The 18,072-nt window shown below is 72.7% G+C and carries 16 protein-coding genes and 1 other RNA gene; 12 read left to right on the top strand and 5 right to left on the bottom strand.

Annotation, left to right across the window (positions count from 1 at the left end; translation table 11 throughout):
• On the top strand, nucleotides 1–359 hold a 359-nt coding region (locus tag ACLBYE_RS24175), incomplete at its 5' end, for a sugar phosphate nucleotidyltransferase (RefSeq protein ID WP_447696119.1).
• Nucleotides 360–400: 41 nt separating this feature from the next.
• Here ACLBYE_RS24175 and ACLBYE_RS24170 read toward each other — a convergent pair.
• Nucleotides 401–667 (bottom strand): hypothetical protein, encoded by a 267-nt coding sequence (locus ACLBYE_RS24170; RefSeq protein ID WP_100252383.1) that lies wholly within the window; start codon nucleotides 665–667, stop codon nucleotides 401–403.
• Nucleotides 668–836: 169 nt separating this feature from the next.
• Between ACLBYE_RS24170 and ACLBYE_RS24165 the strand changes: the two genes are divergently transcribed.
• Genes ACLBYE_RS24165 through ACLBYE_RS24150 form a run of 4 tightly spaced genes read left to right on the top strand, consistent with a single transcriptional unit; the run spans nucleotide 837 to nucleotide 5,300 of the window.
• Nucleotides 837–1,934, top strand: coding sequence for an OpgC family protein (locus ACLBYE_RS24165; RefSeq protein ID WP_447696118.1), 1,098 nt, complete (start codon nucleotides 837–839; stop codon nucleotides 1,932–1,934).
• The gene (locus ACLBYE_RS24160; protein WP_447696117.1) at nucleotides 1,895–2,767 is read left to right on the top strand and encodes an SGNH/GDSL hydrolase family protein; all 873 of its coding nucleotides are present in this window, start codon (nucleotides 1,895–1,897) and stop codon (nucleotides 2,765–2,767) included. The genes ACLBYE_RS24165 and ACLBYE_RS24160 overlap by 40 nt, the downstream gene beginning before the upstream one ends.
• 56 nt (nucleotides 2,768–2,823) lie before the next feature.
• The gene (locus ACLBYE_RS24155; RefSeq protein ID WP_447696116.1) at nucleotides 2,824–4,164 is read left to right on the top strand and encodes a lipopolysaccharide biosynthesis protein; all 1,341 of its coding nucleotides are present in this window, start codon (nucleotides 2,824–2,826) and stop codon (nucleotides 4,162–4,164) included.
• Nucleotides 4,161–5,300, top strand: a complete 1,140-nt coding sequence (locus ACLBYE_RS24150) for a GNAT family N-acetyltransferase (RefSeq protein WP_447696115.1) — start codon at nucleotides 4,161–4,163, stop codon at nucleotides 5,298–5,300. Before ACLBYE_RS24155 ends, ACLBYE_RS24150 begins: the two co-directional genes overlap by 4 nt.
• 306 nt (nucleotides 5,301–5,606) lie before the next feature.
• Here ACLBYE_RS24150 and ACLBYE_RS24145 read toward each other — a convergent pair whose 3' ends face one another.
• The gene (locus tag ACLBYE_RS24145; RefSeq protein ID WP_447696114.1) at nucleotides 5,607–5,891 is read right to left on the bottom strand and encodes a hypothetical protein; all 285 of its coding nucleotides are present in this window, start codon (nucleotides 5,889–5,891) and stop codon (nucleotides 5,607–5,609) included.
• Between the two features lie 165 nt (nucleotides 5,892–6,056).
• On the opposite strand from ACLBYE_RS24145, the gene ACLBYE_RS24140 reads away from it, so the two are divergent.
• A complete protein-coding gene (locus ACLBYE_RS24140; RefSeq protein WP_026605077.1) occupies nucleotides 6,057–6,311 on the top strand; it encodes a hypothetical protein in 255 nt (84 codons plus the stop codon).
• 10 nt (nucleotides 6,312–6,321) lie between these two features.
• Here the strand turns inward: ACLBYE_RS24140 and ACLBYE_RS24135 are convergent, their stop codons facing one another.
• The 3 genes from ACLBYE_RS24135 to ACLBYE_RS24125 all read right to left on the bottom strand — a co-directional run bounded on the left by ACLBYE_RS24135 (nucleotide 6,322) and on the right by ACLBYE_RS24125 (nucleotide 12,730).
• Nucleotides 6,322–8,619, bottom strand: a complete 2,298-nt coding sequence (locus ACLBYE_RS24135; protein ID WP_447696113.1) for a PAS domain-containing sensor histidine kinase — start codon at nucleotides 8,617–8,619, stop codon at nucleotides 6,322–6,324.
• A 253-nt stretch (nucleotides 8,620–8,872) separates the two neighbouring features.
• Nucleotides 8,873–11,497, bottom strand: a complete 2,625-nt coding sequence (pepN, locus tag ACLBYE_RS24130) for an aminopeptidase N (RefSeq protein ID WP_447696112.1) — start codon at nucleotides 11,495–11,497, stop codon at nucleotides 8,873–8,875.
• A 105-nt stretch (nucleotides 11,498–11,602) separates the two neighbouring features.
• On the bottom strand, nucleotides 11,603–12,730 hold the full coding sequence (locus ACLBYE_RS24125) for an acyltransferase family protein (RefSeq protein ID WP_447696111.1): 1,128 nt from the start codon (nucleotides 12,728–12,730) through the stop codon (nucleotides 11,603–11,605).
• 420 nt (nucleotides 12,731–13,150) lie between these two features.
• Between ACLBYE_RS24125 and ACLBYE_RS24120 the strand changes: the two genes are divergently transcribed.
• The 6 genes from ACLBYE_RS24120 to ACLBYE_RS24095 form a co-directional block, all read left to right on the top strand.
• Nucleotides 13,151–13,591, top strand: a complete 441-nt coding sequence (locus ACLBYE_RS24120; RefSeq protein WP_447696110.1) for a VOC family protein — start codon at nucleotides 13,151–13,153, stop codon at nucleotides 13,589–13,591.
• A 51-nt stretch (nucleotides 13,592–13,642) separates the two neighbouring features.
• Nucleotides 13,643–14,041, top strand: an RNA gene (gene rnpB / locus ACLBYE_RS24115) — RNase P RNA component class A.
• A 427-nt stretch (nucleotides 14,042–14,468) separates the two neighbouring features.
• On the top strand, nucleotides 14,469–15,533 hold the full coding sequence (rsmH, locus tag ACLBYE_RS24110) for a 16S rRNA (cytosine(1402)-N(4))-methyltransferase RsmH (RefSeq protein WP_447696109.1): 1,065 nt from the start codon (nucleotides 14,469–14,471) through the stop codon (nucleotides 15,531–15,533).
• Nucleotides 15,530–15,943 (top strand): cell division protein FtsL, encoded by a 414-nt coding sequence (gene ftsL, locus ACLBYE_RS24105; RefSeq protein WP_012319332.1) that lies wholly within the window; start codon nucleotides 15,530–15,532, stop codon nucleotides 15,941–15,943. Before rsmH ends, ftsL begins: the two co-directional genes overlap by 4 nt.
• Nucleotides 15,944–15,997: 54 nt before the next feature.
• The gene (locus ACLBYE_RS24100; RefSeq protein ID WP_447696120.1) at nucleotides 15,998–17,842 is read left to right on the top strand and encodes a peptidoglycan D,D-transpeptidase FtsI family protein; all 1,845 of its coding nucleotides are present in this window, start codon (nucleotides 15,998–16,000) and stop codon (nucleotides 17,840–17,842) included.
• Between the two features lie 24 nt (nucleotides 17,843–17,866).
• The coding region (locus tag ACLBYE_RS24095) for a Mur ligase domain-containing protein (RefSeq protein ID WP_447696108.1) at nucleotides 17,867–18,072 on the top strand (206 nt) is incomplete at its 3' end.

Here is an 18,072-nt window from a genome sequence, read left to right as displayed (position 1 = left end):
TCGACATCGCCGCCGACGTGAAGCCCTCGGCCCGGGGCGAGCTGGAGATCACCAGCGTCAACGAGGCCTACCTGCAGCGCGGCCAGCTGCACGTGGAGCGCATGTCGCGCGGCTACGCGTGGCTCGATACCGGGACCCACGACAGCCTGCTGGAGGCGAGCGAGTTCGTCCGCACCCTGCAGAACCGGCAGGGCCTGCAGGTGGCGTGTCTGGAGGAGATCGCCTACCTGCAGAAGTTCATCACCCGCGACCAGCTCGTGGCCCGCGGCGAGATGTTCGCCAAGACCGCCTACGGGCAGAACCTGCTGCGCCTCTCCCGCGAGAGCGAGGACGACCTGCGCCTGCGCCGCGGCAAGTAGCGCCGCCGGCGGCGCGGGGTCGCCGCCCCGTCGCTGCCCCCTTATCGAGGGGCGCAGCCGATGCAGATGCCGCGCATGAGCTTGTCGTTCTTCGCCTCGCGCGGCGTCCGCACGCGCCGGTCGTCCGGCGTCTCGGCACCGGCGCCGCGGCTCGGCGGCATGACGCGGCCGACCGACGAGGTGTTGGGGGCGGTCGCCGTGGAGGCGGGGCCGCCGCCGGTGCCGGTCTGGGCCTGAGCCAGCGCGGGGCCGGTCGCCAGGACCGGCAGGAGGAGCGCGAGGCCGAGGGCGGTGAGGGGGCGGGTCATAGGTGCGGAACTCCGTGCCGGGCCATAACGCGGGTGTGACCGTCCGGTTCGATCGGGCCGCGCGATCCCCACCTTTGTTCGCCTTTGCAGAAGCGATGCGGCGCCGTATCAGGGGCCGCGTTCCCGCCGCCGCCATCCTGATGCGTCGAAACTCGGAGCCGCCGCGACGATGCGGGACCCCAACGCGATCGACTTCTGGCGCGGCTTCGCCCTGATCACGATCTTCATCAACCACATCCCGGGCAACACCTTCGAGCGCTACACCTTCTCGCAGTACGGCATCTCGGACGCGGCCGAGCTGTTCGTGTTCCTGGCGGGCTGGTCGATCGGGATCGCCACCCGCGGGCGCGACGGCCATCCGGAGCCGCCGGGCCGGAGCGTCGTGCGGCTCCTCGCCCGCACCGTCGAGGTCTACCGGGCGCAGCTGACCGTGATGCTGCTGGCGCTCGCGATCATCGCGGGGGCGGCGCTGCTGCTCGACAACCCGCTGATCCTCGAGTGGCACAATGCCGGCGGCTTCTTCGCGGACCCGATCCAGTCGGTCTGCGGGATGGCGCTGCTGACCTACCAGCTCGGCTACTTCAACATCCTGCCGCTCTACGTGCTGCTGATCGGCATCGCGCCCGTCTTCGTCCTGGTCGGCCGCTTCAGCCTGCTCGGGGCCCTGGGCCTGTCCGTGAGCGTCTATCTCGCGAGCCTCGTCTTCGGGTGGAACGTCCCGTCCTGGCCGGGCGAGGGCGACTGGTTCTTCGATCCGCTCTGCTGGCAGCTCCTGCTCGTCCTGGGCTTCGTCCTGCAGGGCTGGAACCTCCGCTCCGACGCCCTGCGCCGCTGGTCGCGGCGCCTGATCCCGGCGGGCGTCGTGATCGTTCTCCTCGGGATCGTGCTCGCCGTGACGGAGATCCGCCCGGATCCGATGCTCGTTCCGGAGCCGCGCCTGCTGTTCACGTTCGAGAAGACTTACCTGACCCCGGCGCGACTGGTTCATTTCCTGGGGGTATTGTTAGCGTTTGCACCGCTTTACGCGGTGCTCGCCCCCCGAATCGGCCACGTCGTCGGTTATCTGAGTCAGATGGGCCGGAATTCACTGGCTGTGTTCTCGATGGGCTCGATCCTGAGCCTGATCGGGCAGCTCGTGCGTTTCCAGACGGGCGGCGGCGCGCTGATCGATATGCTGGTCGCCGGCTCGGGCCTCGTCGGGCTGGGGTTTACGGCATGGTTCGTCGAATGGCGCAGCCGCAGCAGATCGTCGCGACCCCGCGCATGACGCGGGCCCGGCTCGCCGCGGCGCTGGCCGCGCTCCTGCTGTCGGGCCCCGCCGGCGGCGCGGCCGCGGCCGAGCAGGCCGCCGGCCCCGTGGCGGACGATCCGGCCCTGTCGCAGGAATGCCGGGTCCCGGGGGCACAGCTCTACAGCGTCGCCCAGCTCGGCGCCGTCAAGGCGGCGCTGGCGGAGAACCGTCCGCTCAAGATCCTGGCGATCGGCGGCAGCGCGGCGCCGGGCGCCTCGGCCTCCTACCCGGCCAAGCTCGAGGCCGCGCTGGAACACGCCCTGCCGAAGGTCGACGTCGTGATCGACCACCGCGGCCTGCCGGGCGAGATCGCCTCCGGGGCCGCCGAGCGCCTGCGCACCATGGTGGCCGAGGCCGAGCCCGACCTCGTCGTCTGGCAGGTCGGCACCCACGACGCCATCGCCCGCGTCGACGTGGACGCCTTCGCGAGCGCGCTGGCCGAGGCCGTGGGCTGGATGCGGTCCCACGGGATCGACGTGGTGCTGGTCGACCCGATCTACACGGCCAGCATGGCGGCCGACGTCGACTACAACCGGATCGTCGAGGCCGTGCGGAGCGTCGCGACCCAGCAGGGCGTGCCGCTGGTCCGGCGCTACGAGGCGCTGCAGTACCTGTCGCGCCGCAGCGACAAGGGCGAGGGCCACATGCTCGGCCGCCAGTTCCGGCTCAACGACCTCGGCCTGCGCTGCATGGCCGAGCACGTGGCGCTGACGATCGCCACCTCGCTGATGCGGACGGAGGCGCCCAAGGAGCCCAAGGCGGCCCCGGCCCAGCCGCCCTTAACCGAGCCGCAACGCGCCCCGGGCTAGACCGGACGGCCAGAGATCGGCCTCCCGCCGAGTTCGGGACCGGCGCGGAGCGCGTAGTGTCAGCCACGGCCCTCCCTGTCCGCGCGGTCCGGCACCTCCGGGCGCTGCGCAGCGGCCCACAGCGGGCGGCCCTGACGGTCTTCGCGATCCGCGTGGGGTCGGCCGGCTTCGCCTACGGCGCTCAGGTGCTCGCGGCGCGACTGATGGGCTGGGACGCCTACGGGATCTTCGCGTCGGTCTGGGTCTGGACCGCGATGCTGGGCCACACCCTGACCCTCGGCCTCTCGCAGGGCGCCTGCCGGTTCGTGCCGGGCGACCAGGCGCAGGGCGACCTCGACCTCGCGCGCGGTTACATCCGGGCCGGCGCCCTCGTGACCGGCGGGGCGGCGCTCGCCGTCGCCTGCCTCGGCGCGGCGCTGCTCGCGCTCGAGCCGGACCTGTTCGCCCCCGCCTACCGGGCACCGATCCTGGTCGCGCTCTGCGTGATGCCGCTCTTCGCGCTCCAGGACTACCTCGAGGGCGTGGCGCGCAGCCAGAACTGGGTCGGGCTCGCCATCGCGCCGCCCTACCTGCTGCGCCAGACCCTGATGATGGCCTGCATGGTCGCGGCGATCCTCCTCGGCGCGCCGCCCCGGGCCGAGGTCGCGATGGCCTGCATGCTGGTCGCCGCCGCGGTCGCGACCGCCCTGCAGGCCGGCCTGCTCGCCGCGCGGCTCCGGCGGGCGCTGCCGGCCGGGCCGCACCGCTACCGGTGGCGCACGTGGCTCGGCACGGGCCTGCCGATCGCCGCGATCGACCTCGCCAATGCCGGCTTCACCTTCGTCGACGTGATCGTGCTCGGCGCCCTCGTGAGCCCGGCGGAGGTCGGGATCTACTTCGCGGCGACCCGCATCCAGCAATTCGTGGTGTTCGTGCACTACGCGGTCAGCGCGGCGACGCTCCAGCGCTACAGCGCCGCCCAGGCGCAGGCCAACCGCTTCCTCCTCGCCGAGCTGGTCCGGCGCCAGGGCCGCCTGACGGCGGCCGCGACGCTCGTGGTCGGCGGCGCGATCCTGGCCGTCAGCCCGCTGCTGCTGGCCATGTTCGGGCCGGGTCTCGGCGACAGCGTACCGATCCTGTGCATCCTGATCGCCGGCAGCGTCGGAGCGAGCCTGTTCGGCCCGGGGGAGGATCTGTTGACCATGCTGGGCGGGGAGCGGCTCTGCGCCGGCCTCACGGCGGGGAGTCTCCTCGCCGCCGCCGGCCTGTGCCTCGCCCTGGTCCCGGCGCTCGGGCCGCTCGGCGCGGCCGTGGCGGTCGCGGTGGCGAGCGTGGGCCGGGCCGCCCTGCTGGCGCGCGCCGCGGGGCGGATCCACGGGCTGCCGACCCCGGTCTGGGCCGCCGGAGCGGTCCGATGATCCCGGCGAGCCCCCTCCGCGCGCCGTCCGGAGCCGTCGTCACCCTCGGCGACGCGCCGGAGCCGGAGGCCTGGGACGCGCTGGTCGCGGCGGGCGCCGCGGCGCACCCGCACTTCTCTCGGCACGTCATCGAGGCCCATCGGACCGCCGGGCTGCTGCCGGCGGCCCTCCGCTACGTCACGGTCCGCGCGGGCGACCGTCTCGTCGGGCTGCTCCCGTACCGTGGGGCCCGGGACCTGACGGGCCTCGGCGGCCGGGTCCTGCGGCCCTTCCTCTCGCCCTACGTGACCGCCACGGCTCCCCTGGTCGCCGACGGTCCGGACCGGGCCGCGCACGCGCTGGCCCTGGTGGCCGGCCTCGAGGCCGCCTCCGGCGGATGCCCCTGGCGCTGGCCGCTGCTGCCGACCGGGGAGGGCGCCGTGCCGGAGATGCTCGCGGCGATGCGCGCGCGCGGCTGGGCCATCGGCACGGTGGCGGGCTTCGACCGCCCGGTCATGGACCGGCGCGCCGACCACGCGGCGTTCCTCGCCGACCATCCCGGCCGGGCCCGCTTCAAGGATCTGCGCCGCCGGGCGCGCCGCCTGTCGGAGACCGGAACCGTCGCCCACGCGTGCGCCACGGGCGGATCGGACCTCGCCCGCCTCGTCGCGGCCTTCCTCGACCTGGAGCGCGCCGGCTGGAAGGGGCAGGCCGGCACCGCCATGGCCTGCCGGCCCGAGGGCGCCGCGCTGGCCAGGGCGCTGTTCACCGCGGTTCCGGGCCCGGTCGCCGTCCGGGCCGACGCGCTGACCCTCGACGGCCGGCCTGTCGCCGTCAGCCTCGCCCTGGTCAGCGGCGGCACCGCGACCCTGCTGAAGACCGCCTACGACGAGGATCTGCGCGGCCACGCCCCGGGCCTGCTGCTCGAGGCCGAGATCGTGCGGGCCTGCCACGAGACCGGCTTCGCCGACCGGCTCGACTCGGCGACGCTGGAAGGATCGGCGCTGGAAGGTCTCTACCGCGATCGGGTTCCGGTCGCCGAGATCGTCGCGGTCCCGCCCGGTCGACAGGTGATCTCGCTGGAGCGGCGCCTCCGGCTCGCCCGGTTCGAGCGGGACGCGCGCGCGGCCGCGAAGCGGGCCCTGCGGCGGCGCTAGGGCCGGTTCAGCGCGTTCCGCACGCGGCGCTGGTCCCCTCTCCCGTGCGGGAGAGGGACAGGGTGAGGGATCGGGTCTGTCCGGACGAAGCGCACTCTGGCCGAGCGGCAATGGCGCGCTCGACCGAGCGGCCTCTTGTCCCTCACCCCAACCCTCTCCCGCACGGGAGAGGGGGCGATGGCGCGGCTGTCGCGTTCGGAGCCGCCGCCCTGACAAACCGTTCCAGAGCGATCGGGACAGGTTCTCGCGCCTCACCCCATCATCTCGCGGCGGGTCCACGGCGCCCTGAAACCGCGGTGCGGCCCGCTAACGGCCCCGGTACGGACCGTCGCCCTGCACCCGATCGTAGACGCCGTGCCCGGTCCGGGCACGATAGGCGCGGCCGGCGATCGCGCCGGGGGTCGGCGGCGTGCCCGGCTGCGCGAAGCTCGTCTCGGGCCGGTAGGCCGGCCCCCAGCCGATCTCCTCGTCGCCCGCGGGATCCTTGCCCGGGAAACCCGTGACGTAGCCCGTGCTCTGCGCGCGCGCGGGCCCGGCGGCGAGCCCGAGCAGGAGCGCCAGCGTGCAGCGGTACGTTGTGCTGGTTCGCATCGGCCGTATCCTCCAGTCCGGTCCGCCGGGCGGACCACCTGCGGGGCAAACCCGGATCCGGAACGGAGGGTTTTCCGGCGTGTACGCATGCCGCGGGCGAGACGGCGGGCTGCTGGGAATTCCGGCCGGCCGCGGGGGCGGGCGATGATCGCGGAGGCGGGCGTCATGGACGACTGGAAGGCGGGGCTCCGGGCGGAAATGCGGGCCATCGACATCGCCACGGGCGAGGCGGCCTCGGCGCAGCTGCCGGACCTGCTGCGACGCCTGAGCCGGCATCAGGCCGGTCTCGGCGGCAACCCGGTCCTGTCGCTGTACCGGCGCTGGCGCATCCGGCGCCTGGCACGCGCCGTCGCGGACGCGCGCTGGCACGCGGAACAGGGCCGCCTCGCACGCCGCGGCGGGCTCGATCCGCGTCCGTGAACGGTCCCGCTCAGGCGGCGGAACGGCCCGCCCGCGGCGCCTCGCGCCTGACAATCGTGGAATCGGCCGTCGCGGAACGGGCCGAGCCGGCCGGAACGCCGGCCTCCGGGCGCTCGGCCGGCGTGGCCGGCAGGCGGACGAGCACGATGGTGCCCACCGTCTCCTCGGAGCGGATCCGGAGCGAGCCGCCGTGGAGCTCGACCATCGAGCGGGTGATGGCGAGGCCCAGGCCCGAACCCTTGTGGCACCGGGTCATCTGCCGCTCGACCTGCGTGAAGGGCCGGCCGAGGCGGGCGAGGTCGGAGGTCGGGATGCCGATGCCGTTGTCCTCGATATAGAGGTGGGTGCACCCGCCGGCGCGGCGGCCCCGGACCGCGACGCGGCCGCCGGCGGGCGTGAACTTCACGGCGTTCTGCACGAGGTTGGCGAGGATCTGCCGGATCGCCTGCGGATCGGCCAGCAGCTCGAGGCCGGGCACGACGTCGACGCTGACGGTGATCGCCTTTTCGCGGGCGGCCGCCTCGACAGGCGCGAGGGCCGCGCTGACCGCGGTCTCGGCGGAGATCGCCCTGGGGCTCAGGCGCACGCGCCGGGCCTCCAGCCGGGCCATGTCGAGGATGTCGTCGATCATGGACAGCAGGTGCGAACCGCTCTCGCGGATGTCGCGGCAATACTCGGTGTAGCGCGGGGTTCCGAGCGGCCCGAGAACCGCGTTCTCCATCACGTCGGCGAAGCCGATGATGGCGTTGAGCGGGGTGCGCAGCTCGTGGCTCATATTGGCCAGGAACTCGGCCTTGGCCTGGTTGGCCGCCTCGGCGGCCGCCTTCTGATCGAGGTAGCGCTCGGCGAGATCCGCGAGCTGCTGGGTCTGGAGTTCGAGGGTGCGGCGGGACCGTTTGAGGTCCTTGACGGTCTCGATCAGCTCGCGCTCGGAGGCGAGGAGCTGCTCCTGATTGCGCTTCAGGCTGGTGATGTCGGTCCCGACCGACACGTAGCCCCCGTCCTTCGTGCGCCGCTCGCTGATCTGCAGCCACCGGCCGTCGGCGAGCTCCGCCTCGAAGGTGCGGGCCGCCATGCCGGTCAGCGCCATCCCGGCCTCGGGCGATTCCCGCCGGACCTGGGGCAGCACGCCGCGGCCCATCACGTCCGTGTAGCTCCGGCCCGCCTGCGCGTCCTCGGGACTCAGGGCGTGGAGGTGGCGGAATTTCGAATTGCACAGGACCAGGCGGTTGCCGGTATCCCAGAGCACGAAGGCTTCCGAGATCGCCTCGACGGCGTCGCGCAGGCGCATGTCGGCCGCGGCGTTGGTCTCCTCCAGGGCCCGCTGTTCGCTGATGTCGTTGGCGATGCCGACGAGGTGGCGGCCGCCGTCGGCGGCGTCCGCCACGACCTCGGCGCGGGCGCGCAGCCAGACGTAGGCCCCGTCGGCGCCGCGCATGCGGAAGGCGTGATCGATATGCGTCTGGTTGGCCGCGAGCCCCCGGGCGAGGCTGTACAGGTCGCCGTCGTCGGGATGGACCAGGCCGTTGACGTCCCCGAACGAGAGGTACTCGTGCTGCCGCCTGTAGCCGAGCAGCGTGTACATCGAATCGGACCAGTAGATCCGGCCCCGCGCGATGTCCCAGTCCCACAACCCGCAGGCGCCCCGGCGCAGGGCGGTCTCCAGGCGGCCGCGGATCTGCTCGCGGGCACGGTCGGCGCGGGCGGCCTGGCGGGTCTGCAGGCCGTAGGCGAGCCCGACTCCGACGATCACGATCGCGGCGGCGGCGATCAGGACGATCTGGTCGCGGGTCCGGGCGCTCCAGCCGCGCAGCAGCGGCTCGATGGGCTGGAGCACCGCCACCTGTCCCGCGCCGCCGGGCAGGCTGTGCACCGCGGCGAGCACGCTCTCGCCGCCGGGAAGCTCGAGGGCCATCGCGCCGGCGCGCTCGCCGAGGCCGGAGAGCGGCTCGCTCTCGCCGAGCACCGCCGAGAGGGTCGTGCGGTCGGCCGGGAGCGGCGGATGGGCGGCGACGATGCGGGTGTCGGGGCGGACCAGCAGCAGGCGGCGGCCGGGATGCCGCTCGCTCTCGGGCATCAGGGCGCGCAGGTCCTCCGCCACGGTGCCGGCCGGATCCACCGCCCGCGCGGCCAGACGGGCGAAGCCCTCGACCTCGGCCTTCGCGCCCGCCAGGATCTCGGCCCGCTGGCCCTGGATGTGGAGGGTGGCGAGCCCGACGAGGCAGGCCAGGAACACCGCGAGCGTTCCCGGCACGGCGTAGCGCAGCCAGCGCTCGGCCTGGCCGAGCCGCGGATCCCGGCTCCGCATGGGCCACGAGATCGTGAGACTCGAATCCGCACGCGCGGAGAAGGAAGCGGAAGCCGCCTCCGGCATGGCCGAACCTCACCCGTGGAAACTGTGATCCGGTGTGGGCACCCGGCCCCCGAAGGCCCCCCGAATCTGACTGAATACAATCACTTCGGGGGGCCGTTTGTCCACGGATTTTTTACCATAAGGGCTTGACGGAACCCAGGTGTTGCCCGGGAGCCCGAGAATCGATTTCTACCGCAGGTTCAGACGGTTAGCCGCCTCCGAGGGTGCGCGCGAGAATGTCGGCCGTGTCCCGGGAAAGCCCCGGGATCGCCTTGATCCCATTCAGCATTTCGACCGCTCTGGCGCCGCGTGATTTTTCCAGCCGGCGCCAGGATCCGAAGGCCGTGAGGAGGCGTGCGGCCACCTGTGGGTTGGTCGAATCGAGCGCCGCGACCGTCTCGGTCACGCGGGCGAAACCCGCCCCGTCCCGCCGGGCGAACTGGGTCGGATTGCCGAACGCGAAGCTCCCGATCAGCGCCCGCACGCGGTTCGGGTTGGTCATGGTGAAGGCCGGGTGTTCCTGCAGCCGCGCGATCCGGTCGAGGGTGCCGGGCTCCGGGATCTGGGCCTGGATGGCGAACCACTTGTCGAGGACCAGGGGCTCGTCGGCGTAGCGGGCCGCGAACTCCGCGAAGGCGGCCTCGCGGGTCTCCCCCGGGATCAGCGCCAGCGTGCCGAGGGCGGCGAGCCGGTCGGTCATGTTGGTGGCCTCGGCCAGGCGCTCGGCGGCGCGGGCGGCGCCCTCCCGGGGATCGCCGGCGGCGACCAGGTCGAGGGCGGCGTTGCGGAGCGACCGGCGCCCCGCCGAGGCGGCGTCGGGGCTGTAGGGCGCACCGGCCACCGGCGCGAGCGCCGCGTCGATCGATTCGAGCCGCGGCCGCAGGACCTGGCCCAGACGCGCCCGCAGGTTGAATCGCGCCCGGTGGATCGCGTCGGGATCCACGTCGGCCGGCACCGCGTCGGCGGCCTCGCCCTCGCTCGGAAGCGCCAGGACCAGGGCCGCGAAGGCCGGGTCGGCCAGGGCCTCTTCTTCGAGGAACTGGCCGAGTGCCGCGGCGAACGCCTCCGTCCGATCGGCGTCGGGCTCGAGGATCAGCCGCAAAGCGACGTCCTGCGCGGCCTGCCAGCGGTTGAACGGGTCGCTGTCCTGCGCGAGGAGCCGCATCCGCTGCGCGTCGGTCAGGGCGAGGTCGAGCCGCACCGGGGCGGAGAAGTCGCGCAGGAGCGAGGGGACCGGCTCCTCAGGGACCGCGTCGAACACGATCTCGGCCTCGGGGCGGTCGAGCACGTAGATCCCGTCCGGCACGTCCGGGCAGGTCGCGCCCATCAGCGGCCCGGACGCCCCGACGAGACCGAGGGCCACGGGGATCACCAGGGGCGGCCCGTCGGGCTCCGCGCCGCCGCCGGGCAGGCTCTGGGCGAACCGGAGAGTGTAGCGCGAGGCGGCCGGATCGTACGCGGCCGCGACGGCGAGGCGGGGCGTGCCGGGACGCTCGTACCAGCGGGCGAAGGCGCCGAGATCGCGCCCGGTCACCGCCGCGAAGGCCGCCAGGAAGTCCTCCACGGTGGCGGCGCGCCCGTCATTGTCGGCGTAGTACCGGTCCATGCCGGCCCGGAAGGCCTCGGGACCGATCAGCGTCCGCAGCATCCGGACGATCTCGGCGCCCTTGTCGTAGACGGTCGCCGTGTAGAAGTTGTTGATCTCCGCGTAGGCCCGCGGCCGCACCGGGTGCCGCAGCGGCCCGGCATCCTCGGGGAACTGGCGCGCCCGCAGGGAGCGCACCTCGGCGATGCGGTGCACCGGCCGGGAGCGCATGTCGGAGGAGAATTCCTGGTCGCGGAAGACCGTGAGCCCCTCCTTCAGGCAGAGCTGGAACCAGTCCCGGCACGTGACGCGGTTGCCGGACCAGTTGTGGAAGTACTCGTGCGCGATGATCGCCTCGATCGCCGCGTAGTCGCCGTCGGTCGCGGTCTCGGGACTCGCCAGGACGTATTTGTCGTTGAAGATGTTGAGGCCCTTGTTCTCCATGGCGCCCATGTTGAAGTCGGACACCGCGACGACGTTGAACACGTCGAGGTCGTAGGCGCGGCCGAAGGCGGTCTCGTCCCAGGCCATGGAGCGGATGACGGCGTCGAGGGCGTAGCCCGCCCGGTCCTCCTTGCCGGGCTCGACGTAGACCGCGCAGGTGACGGCGCGGCCCTCCATCGTGGTGAAGCGCGTCTCGACCTTCCCGAGCCGGCCGCCCACGAGGGCGAACAGGTAGGCGGGCTTCGGGTGGGGATCGTGCCAGATCGCGAAGTGGCGGTCCGGCCCGGCCGCGCCGGCCTCGACGGGATTGCCGTTGCCGAGCAGGACCGGCGCCTCGGCCCGGTCGGCCTCGATGCGCGTGGTGTAGACCGACAGCACGTCCGGCCGATCGAGGAAGTAGGTGATCCGGCGGAAGCCGTCAGCCTCGCACTGGGTGCAGTAGACGCCGTTCGACCGGTAGAGGCCCATCAGCTTCGTATTGGCGGTCGGATCCACCTCCGTGACGAGACGCAGCGCGAAGGGCCGCTGCGGCGGATCGCGGAGGATCAGGCCGGACGGCGTCGCCGCGTAGGCGTCGGGTGCCAGCGGCGCGCCGTCGAGCGCGACCGAGACCAGCCGGAGATCGTCGCCGTCGAGGGTGAGCGGCGCCGCCGGCACGCCCGCCGGGTTCGGCCGCAGCGTCAGCGTCGCGTCGATGCGGGTCGCGTGCGGGTCGAGACGGATGTCGAGGTCGACGCGATCGATCAGGTAGTCGCTGGGCCGGTATTCCTCGAGGCGGATCAGCGGCGGCGTCTCGGTGCGCATTCGGCTCACTCCGGGTGCGGGGCGGGCCCGTTCTGGTCCCTCGGAGCGCGCGGCGCAACGATCGGAGCCGTCGAAACGGCGCGCGTGGCGCAGTCCTCGCCCGGCTCAGAGCCCGGGGGCGGGGCGGACTTCCGCGCGGAGCGGCCGCTCGAGGCCGACCCTGTCGAGCGTGGCGGACAGGCGGGCGCGGACGAACGGCTCGGCCCAGCGCATGACGGCGTAGCTCAGCAGGAGCATGGCGCAGCACGCGGCCACGAGCGCCGCGTAGGGCGGAACCCCGCCGCCGACGAGGCGGTGGATCAGGGCGGCACCGTTGACGTTGTGCAGGAGGTAGAGCGGGTAGGTCATCAGTCCGAGCCGTCGGGCCAGCGCGCAGCCCCGCTCGCCGAGCCGCGCGCGGAGCCACGCGTTGCCGCGCACGCTGGCCACGATCATCAGGACGCAGCCCGCGAAGACGAGGCGCGGGAGGAGCGGAGCCTCGCTGCGGCCCATCTGGAACAGGAACGACCCGGCCGCGTCGCCGATCTCGACGAGCGCCCCGACGGCGCAGACGGCGATCACGCAGAGCCGACCGGCCGTCGGCCCCTTGACGAGCGACAACCACAGGAAGACGCCAAGCGCGAAGAAGCAGCCGTGGCGCAGGAGCGTGAGCTCGGCCAAGCGGTTCGCCGCCAGGGCCGGGAGGTTCGGCACGGCCAAGGTCGCGACCCAGAAGAGGGTGCTGATACCGCCGACCACGGCGCAGACCGGTCCGATGCTCCGGAATCGCCCGCGCCGCAGCAGCGCGAAGACAAGTGCGTAGAACGCGATCTCCACGCCGAGAGTCCAGTAGACGCCGTCCAGCCACGGCTCGACCGGAACGAACAGGACGCAGTCGAGATAGGCCCGCAGCACGTGCCGACCGGACCCCATGCGGCCGATGGCGAGCGAGACCAGGGCGGTGAGCGTGGCGCAGATCCAGACCGCCGGCACGAGGCGCAGGATGCGGCTGCGCAGGAAGGCGCGCGCGGTCGCGTGCTCGGCCGAGTAGGCGATCACGAAGCCCGAGATGACGAAGAACAGCTCGACCCCGATCCATCCGAACCACGTCCAGGCGAACAGCCCGGGGTAAGCTGCGGCGGCGTCGAAGGCGCGCCCGGCCGTCGAGAGCGGCGCCTGCCACGCGTAGGCGCCCAGATGAAAGACCATGACCAGCATTGCGGCGAGAAATCGCGCCGCATCGAGACCGATCATCTGTGCATCATGCCTGCCGCGCTCGGATCCCTGCGTCCTCATCACGGCCCCCGACGTTCGAAACCGCTCTCATCATCCCGCCGAGTAAGACGAATCCGTCGCAGCCGGGCTACATCTTGCTGGGTAAGACGCTCCCATACTTTCGGCCGAAGGGTCGCTCCTCCGGCGGATCGGGAGTCCGCGGCGGGACCGACGGGACGCACGCGGCGCGAGGCCGGCCATCGGGCCGACGATGCCGGGGGGCTGCCGAAGCGCCCGCCCGGTCGGCCCGACGGGGCCCGACCGCGCGAACGCCCGGGCCCGAATGTCCCGAGTCTGTACCGGACGGCCTTCTCACCGCCGGAGCGGCCGCTAGCTAGCGGGGCGAGTCAGCCGGAGTAGGCCGGCGGTCCGTCTTCGAAGAGAACAGGACAGGATCCGATGGAATTTCTGCACACCATGGTCCGGGTCGCCGACCTCGACCGGGCACTCGCCTTCTACGTCGACACGTTCGGCCTGAAGGAGGTGCGCCGCGTCGAGAACGAGAAGGGCCGCTTCACCCTCGTCTTCCTCGCCGCGCCCGGCGATGTCGAGCGGGCCGCGGCGACCAAGTCGCCCCTGATCGAGCTCACCTACAATTGGGATCCGGAAACCTACTCGGGCGGGCGCAATTTCGGCCATCTCGCCTATCAGGTCGACGACATCTACGGCTTCTGCGCCAAGCTGCAGGAGAAGGGCGTCACCATCAACCGGCCGCCGCGCGACGGCTACATGGCCTTCGTGAAGTCGCCGGACGGCATCTCCATCGAGATCCTCCAGAAGGGCGGCGCCAAGGAGCCGCAGGAGCCGTGGAAGTCCATGGAGAACACCGGCACCTGGTAGCGGGCCCGCGCCCTTGACCCGGACGGCCCCGCGGGCGCATCTGCCCGCGGATCAGCCGGCCGGGCGGCCGCTCCGGACGCGCGAGCGTTCGGGGAGGAAAGTCCGGGCTCCATGGAGAGACGGTGCCGGATAACCTCCGGCGGGGGCGACCCCAGGGACAGTGCCACAGAGAGCAGACCGCCCCGGACCCGTCCGGGGTCAGGGTGAAAGGGTGCGGTAAGAGCGCACCGCGGACGCGGCAACGCGGACGGCACGGCAAACCCCACCGGGAGCAAGACCGAATAGGGGCGGCGCGCCCTTCGCGAGAAGGGCAGGCCGGCTCTCCAGGCCAGTCGCCCGGGTTGGTTGCTCGAGGCGGTCGGCGACGATCGTCCCAGAGGAATGGCTGCCACGTCGGGGCGCGCGAGCGCTCCGGCCCTACAGAACCCGGCTTACAGGCCGGCTGATCCACTTCCCGATAAGACCTGCACCTGCAAGGCTTTATCGCCTCGCCGGCGTTCCCGCGCGGGCGGCCGGCGCGCCGAAGATTCCGCGGCGGCAAAAACCTTCGGTTAACCTTGCCGGGTTCAGATCGGTCCGCGCGGCAGTGCCAAGCTTGTGCGTTGACGATCCTCCGAGGCCCATGATACCCGGCATCCTCCCGTCAACGGCGTGTATCGGATCGCCGGGCGCACCCTGCCATCGCGCAGGTCCCGTCCGTGCGCGGCGTCTTGCGCGCTCCGCATCCGGTGCCGTTCCCGTCACGCGCGCCGCGCTCGCGCGGCCCGGCACAGGGCACCATGAGACGCACGAGCCGCATCCGCGCCCGGGTTTCCGGGACGCGCCGACAATCCGCCCATCCGCGCGCGCCACGGCGCGCCGGCGCGTCGAGGCGGTCATGACTCGGCGCCGCTCCTCCCCCGAGAGTTCGCCCCGCCACGGCGGCGGCGATGCGGCGGCTGAACCGCACGTCCCCGTCCTCCTCGCGGAAGTCGTCGACGCGCTCGGCACCGCGGGCGGGATCGCGGTCGACGGCACGTTCGGTGCCGGCGGCTACACCCGCGCGCTCCTCGCGGCGGATCCGGCCCTGCAAGTCGTCGCGATCGATCGTGACCCCACGGCCATCGCGGGCGGACAGACGCTCGTCGCGGAGTCCGGCGGGCGCCTGCGCCTCCTCTCCGGCCGCTTCGGCGACCTCGACAGCCTCCTCGCGGAGGCCGGCATCGCGCAGGTCGACCGGGTCGTCCTCGATATCGGCGTCTCGTCGATGCAGCTCGACGCGCCGGAGCGGGGCTTCTCGTTCCGCAGCGACGGCCCCCTCGACATGCGCATGGCCTGCGACGGGCCGAGCGCCGCCGACCTCGTGAACGAGGCCGACGAGACCGTTCTGGCCGACATCATCTACCATTTCGGCGAGGAGCGGCGATCGCGCGCGGTCGCCCGGACCATCCTCGAGGCGCGGCGCCGCGGGCGGATCGAGACCACCGCGCAGCTGGCCGAACTCGTCGCCGGCGTGGTCCGGACCGAGCCCGGCAGCCACATCCACCCGGCGACGCGGACCTTCCAGGGCCTGCGGATCGCCGTGAACGACGAGCTCGGCGAGCTGGTCCGCGCCCTGCACGCGGCCGAGCGCGCGCTCAGTCCCGGCGGCCGGCTCGCCGTCGTGACGTTCCACTCGCTCGAGGACCGCATCGTCAAGCAGTTCTTCGCGGCGCGCAGCGGCCGCTCCGCGCAGGGCTCCCGCCATCTGCCCGGGGGCCCGGTCGAGACCGTCCGCAGCTTCCGTCCCGTCACGAAGGGCCCGGTCCTGCCGGGCGAGGCCGAGACCGCCCGCAACCCGCGCGCGCGCTCGGCCAAGCTCCGGGCCGCGGAGCGCACCGAATCCGACGTTCCCGAACCGCTGGCCGCGCTGACCGCGCTGGCGAGCCTGCCCGACGCGGCCCGCGGAGGCCATCGCCGATGATCCGCCTCCTGAACCTGCTGGCGGTGGCCGGCCTCGTCGCCTCGGCGATCTACGCCTACTCGATCAAGTACGACACGCTCTACCAGGGCGGTCAGGTCTCGAAGCTCCAGACCGCCCTTCACAAGGAGCGGCAGGCGATCGCCGTGCTGCGCGCCGAGTGGCAGCTCCTGACGCGGCCGGACCGGCTCCAGGCGGCCGTCGACAAGCATCTCGCCCTGGAGCCGATCGGCACCAGCCACCTCGCGCGCCTCTCGGATCTGCCCGCCCGGCCGGAGCGCGGCGACGAGATCGGCCGTCTGCTCGCCGCCACGGCGACGCCCAAGGACAAGGGCGCGATCGAGCCGCGCACGACCGGCTCGATCACCCGCACCGTCACCACGACCCGCACCCCGACGACGGCTTCGAGGTAATCCCCCGTGTCCGATCACGCCGACCAGACCCTAGACCCGGCGGTCGAGCCCGCCGTGTCGGACCACGAGGCGGCGCTGCTCGAAGCCGCCGCGCTGGCGCACGCCGCCGGCGCGCCGCGCCCCCTGGAGGAGGAGGCGCGCGAGCCCGAGCCGCGCGCCGACCGCGCCAAGGCGCTCCTGCGCAGCATGTTCCGGCTGGCGATCGAGCGCTCGCACCTGCGGGTCGCGATGGTCGGGCTCGTCTTCGTCGGCGTGTTCGGGACGATCTCGGCCAAGCTCCTGATGATGGCGATCTTCGGGGAGCCGCCCAGCCAGGAGCACCGGGTCGCGGCCGCGTCCTCGACCGCCTTCCGGCCCGATATCATCGACCGCAACGGCGAGATCCTGGCCACCGACATCCGCACGGTCTCGGTCTTCGCCGAGCCGGGCAACATCTACGACAAGGACGAGGCGGTCGAGCTGCTCACCGCCGTCCTGCCGGAACTCAACGCTTCCGAGCTGCGCGCCAAGCTCACGCAGCGCAAGGACAAGAAGGGTGCGGGCTTCGTCTGGGTGAAGCGCGAGCTGACCCCGAAGCAGCAGGCCGAGGTCCACCGGCTCGGCATCCCCGGCATCGGCTTCCTGCCCGACCACAAGCGGGTCTACCCGAACGGGGTCGCGGCCGCCCACATCCTGGGCGCGACGAACCTCGACGGCATCGGCATCGCCGGCATGGAGAAGTACATCGACTCCACCGGGCTGCAGGCCCTCAACAGCTTCGGGCTGATCAACAAGCAGGCCGACCTGAAGCCGGTGCAGCTCTCGCTCGACCTGCGCGCGCAGTTCGCCGTGCGCGACGAGCTGGCCTGGGGCATCGACCACTTCAAGGCCAAGGCCGGCGCCTCGATGATCCTCGACGTGAAGACCGGCGAGGTCATCGCGCTCGTCTCCATGCCGGATTTCGACCCGAACGACCCGAAGGACGCGCTCTCGCCCGACCGCATCAACCGGATGAACGTCGGCGTCTACGAGATGGGCTCGACCTTCAAGGCGATGACGCTCGCCATGGCGCTCGATTCCGGCAAGTACAACGTCAACTCGACCTTCGACACCCGGGGCGGCGTGCTCAACTGGGGCCGGCAGAAGATCCACGAGTACCACGGCACGAACCGCGTCATCACCATGCCGGAGGTGTTCACCCACTCCTCCAACATCGGCTCCGCCAAGATGGCGCTCGGCGTCGGCGTGCCCGGCCACAAGGCCTTCCTGAAGAAGATGGGCCTGCTCGACCGGCTGCGCACCGAGCTGCCGGAGAGCGCGGCGCCGATCGTCCCGTCCCGCTGGACCGAGATCAACACCATCACCATCGCGTTCGGCCACGGCATCGCGGTGGCGCCGATCCAGGCCGCGGCCGCGGTGGCGGCCATCGCCAACGGCGGCGACCTGATGACGCCGACCTTCCTCAAGACGACGCCCGAGGCGGCGCGGGCGCGGGCCACGCACGTCCTCTCGGGCCAGACCTCCGAGGCGATGCGCTACATCATGCGGCTCAACGCCGCCGAGGGCTCGGCCAAGAAGGCGGCGATCCCGTACTACTTCGTGGGCGGCAAGACCGGCACCGCCGAGAAGGTCATCGGCGGCCGCTACATCCACAACCGCCTGTTCACGACCTTCATGGCGGCGGCGCCGATGAACGATCCGAAGTACCTGTTCGTCACGATCATGGACGAGCCGCAGGGCCTGCCGGAATCGGGCGGCTACGCCACGGCGGCCTGGAATTCCGGCGTGGTCACCGGCAAGGTGATCGAGCGCGTGGCGCCGATCCTCGGCCTGCCGCCGCAATTCGAGCCGCCGGTGAGGCCGTTCCCGCAGATGGTCAAGCTCAACGCCTACCATATCAACCAGCTGGGCGGCCCGTGAGACCGGATCGATGAGGGTGCAGCGATGAGCGCGCGGCTCGCCGACCTCTTCCCCGAGGCCGCCGGCCCCGCCGCGGACCTGACCGTCTCCGACCTCACGGCCGACAGCCGGCAGGTCGCGACCGGCACGGTGTTCGTTGCCGTCCCCGGCACGAAGGCCGACGGCCGCCGCTTCGCCGCGCAGGCCGCGCAGCGCGGCGCAGCGGCGGGCGCCGGGGGGGGGGCCCGCCC

The organism is Methylobacterium sp. A52T (genome assembly GCF_053346095.1).
The sequence above is the reverse complement of the archived record's forward strand: the minus strand, read 5'-3'. Positions and strand labels throughout refer to the sequence as shown.

Excerpts from the sequence above, each read along its gene's own strand:
- ftsL (WP_012319332.1), top strand. The coding sequence starts at position 15,530 with ATGATCCGCCTCCTGAACCTGCTGGCGGTGGCCGGCCTCGTCGCCTCG.
- ACLBYE_RS24160 (WP_447696117.1), top strand. The coding sequence starts at position 1,895 with ATGGCGCAGCCGCAGCAGATCGTCGCGACCCCGCGCATGACGCGGGCC.
- ACLBYE_RS24140 (WP_026605077.1), top strand. The coding sequence starts at position 6,057 with ATGGACGACTGGAAGGCGGGGCTCCGGGCGGAAATGCGGGCCATCGAC.
- ACLBYE_RS24120 (WP_447696110.1), top strand. The coding sequence starts at position 13,151 with ATGGAATTTCTGCACACCATGGTCCGGGTCGCCGACCTCGACCGGGCA.
- ACLBYE_RS24150 (WP_447696115.1), top strand. The coding sequence starts at position 4,161 with ATGATCCCGGCGAGCCCCCTCCGCGCGCCGTCCGGAGCCGTCGTCACC.
- ACLBYE_RS24170 (WP_100252383.1), bottom strand. The coding sequence starts at position 667 with ATGACCCGCCCCCTCACCGCCCTCGGCCTCGCGCTCCTCCTGCCGGTC.
- ACLBYE_RS24125 (WP_447696111.1), bottom strand. The coding sequence starts at position 12,730 with ATGATCGGTCTCGATGCGGCGCGATTTCTCGCCGCAATGCTGGTCATG.
- rsmH (WP_447696109.1), top strand. The coding sequence starts at position 14,469 with ATGACTCGGCGCCGCTCCTCCCCCGAGAGTTCGCCCCGCCACGGCGGC.
- ACLBYE_RS24145 (WP_447696114.1), bottom strand. The coding sequence starts at position 5,891 with ATGCGAACCAGCACAACGTACCGCTGCACGCTGGCGCTCCTGCTCGGG.
- pepN (WP_447696112.1), bottom strand. The coding sequence starts at position 11,497 with ATGCGCACCGAGACGCCGCCGCTGATCCGCCTCGAGGAATACCGGCCC.
- ACLBYE_RS24135 (WP_447696113.1), bottom strand. The coding sequence starts at position 8,619 with ATGCGGAGCCGGGATCCGCGGCTCGGCCAGGCCGAGCGCTGGCTGCGC.
- ACLBYE_RS24165 (WP_447696118.1), top strand. The coding sequence starts at position 837 with ATGCGGGACCCCAACGCGATCGACTTCTGGCGCGGCTTCGCCCTGATC.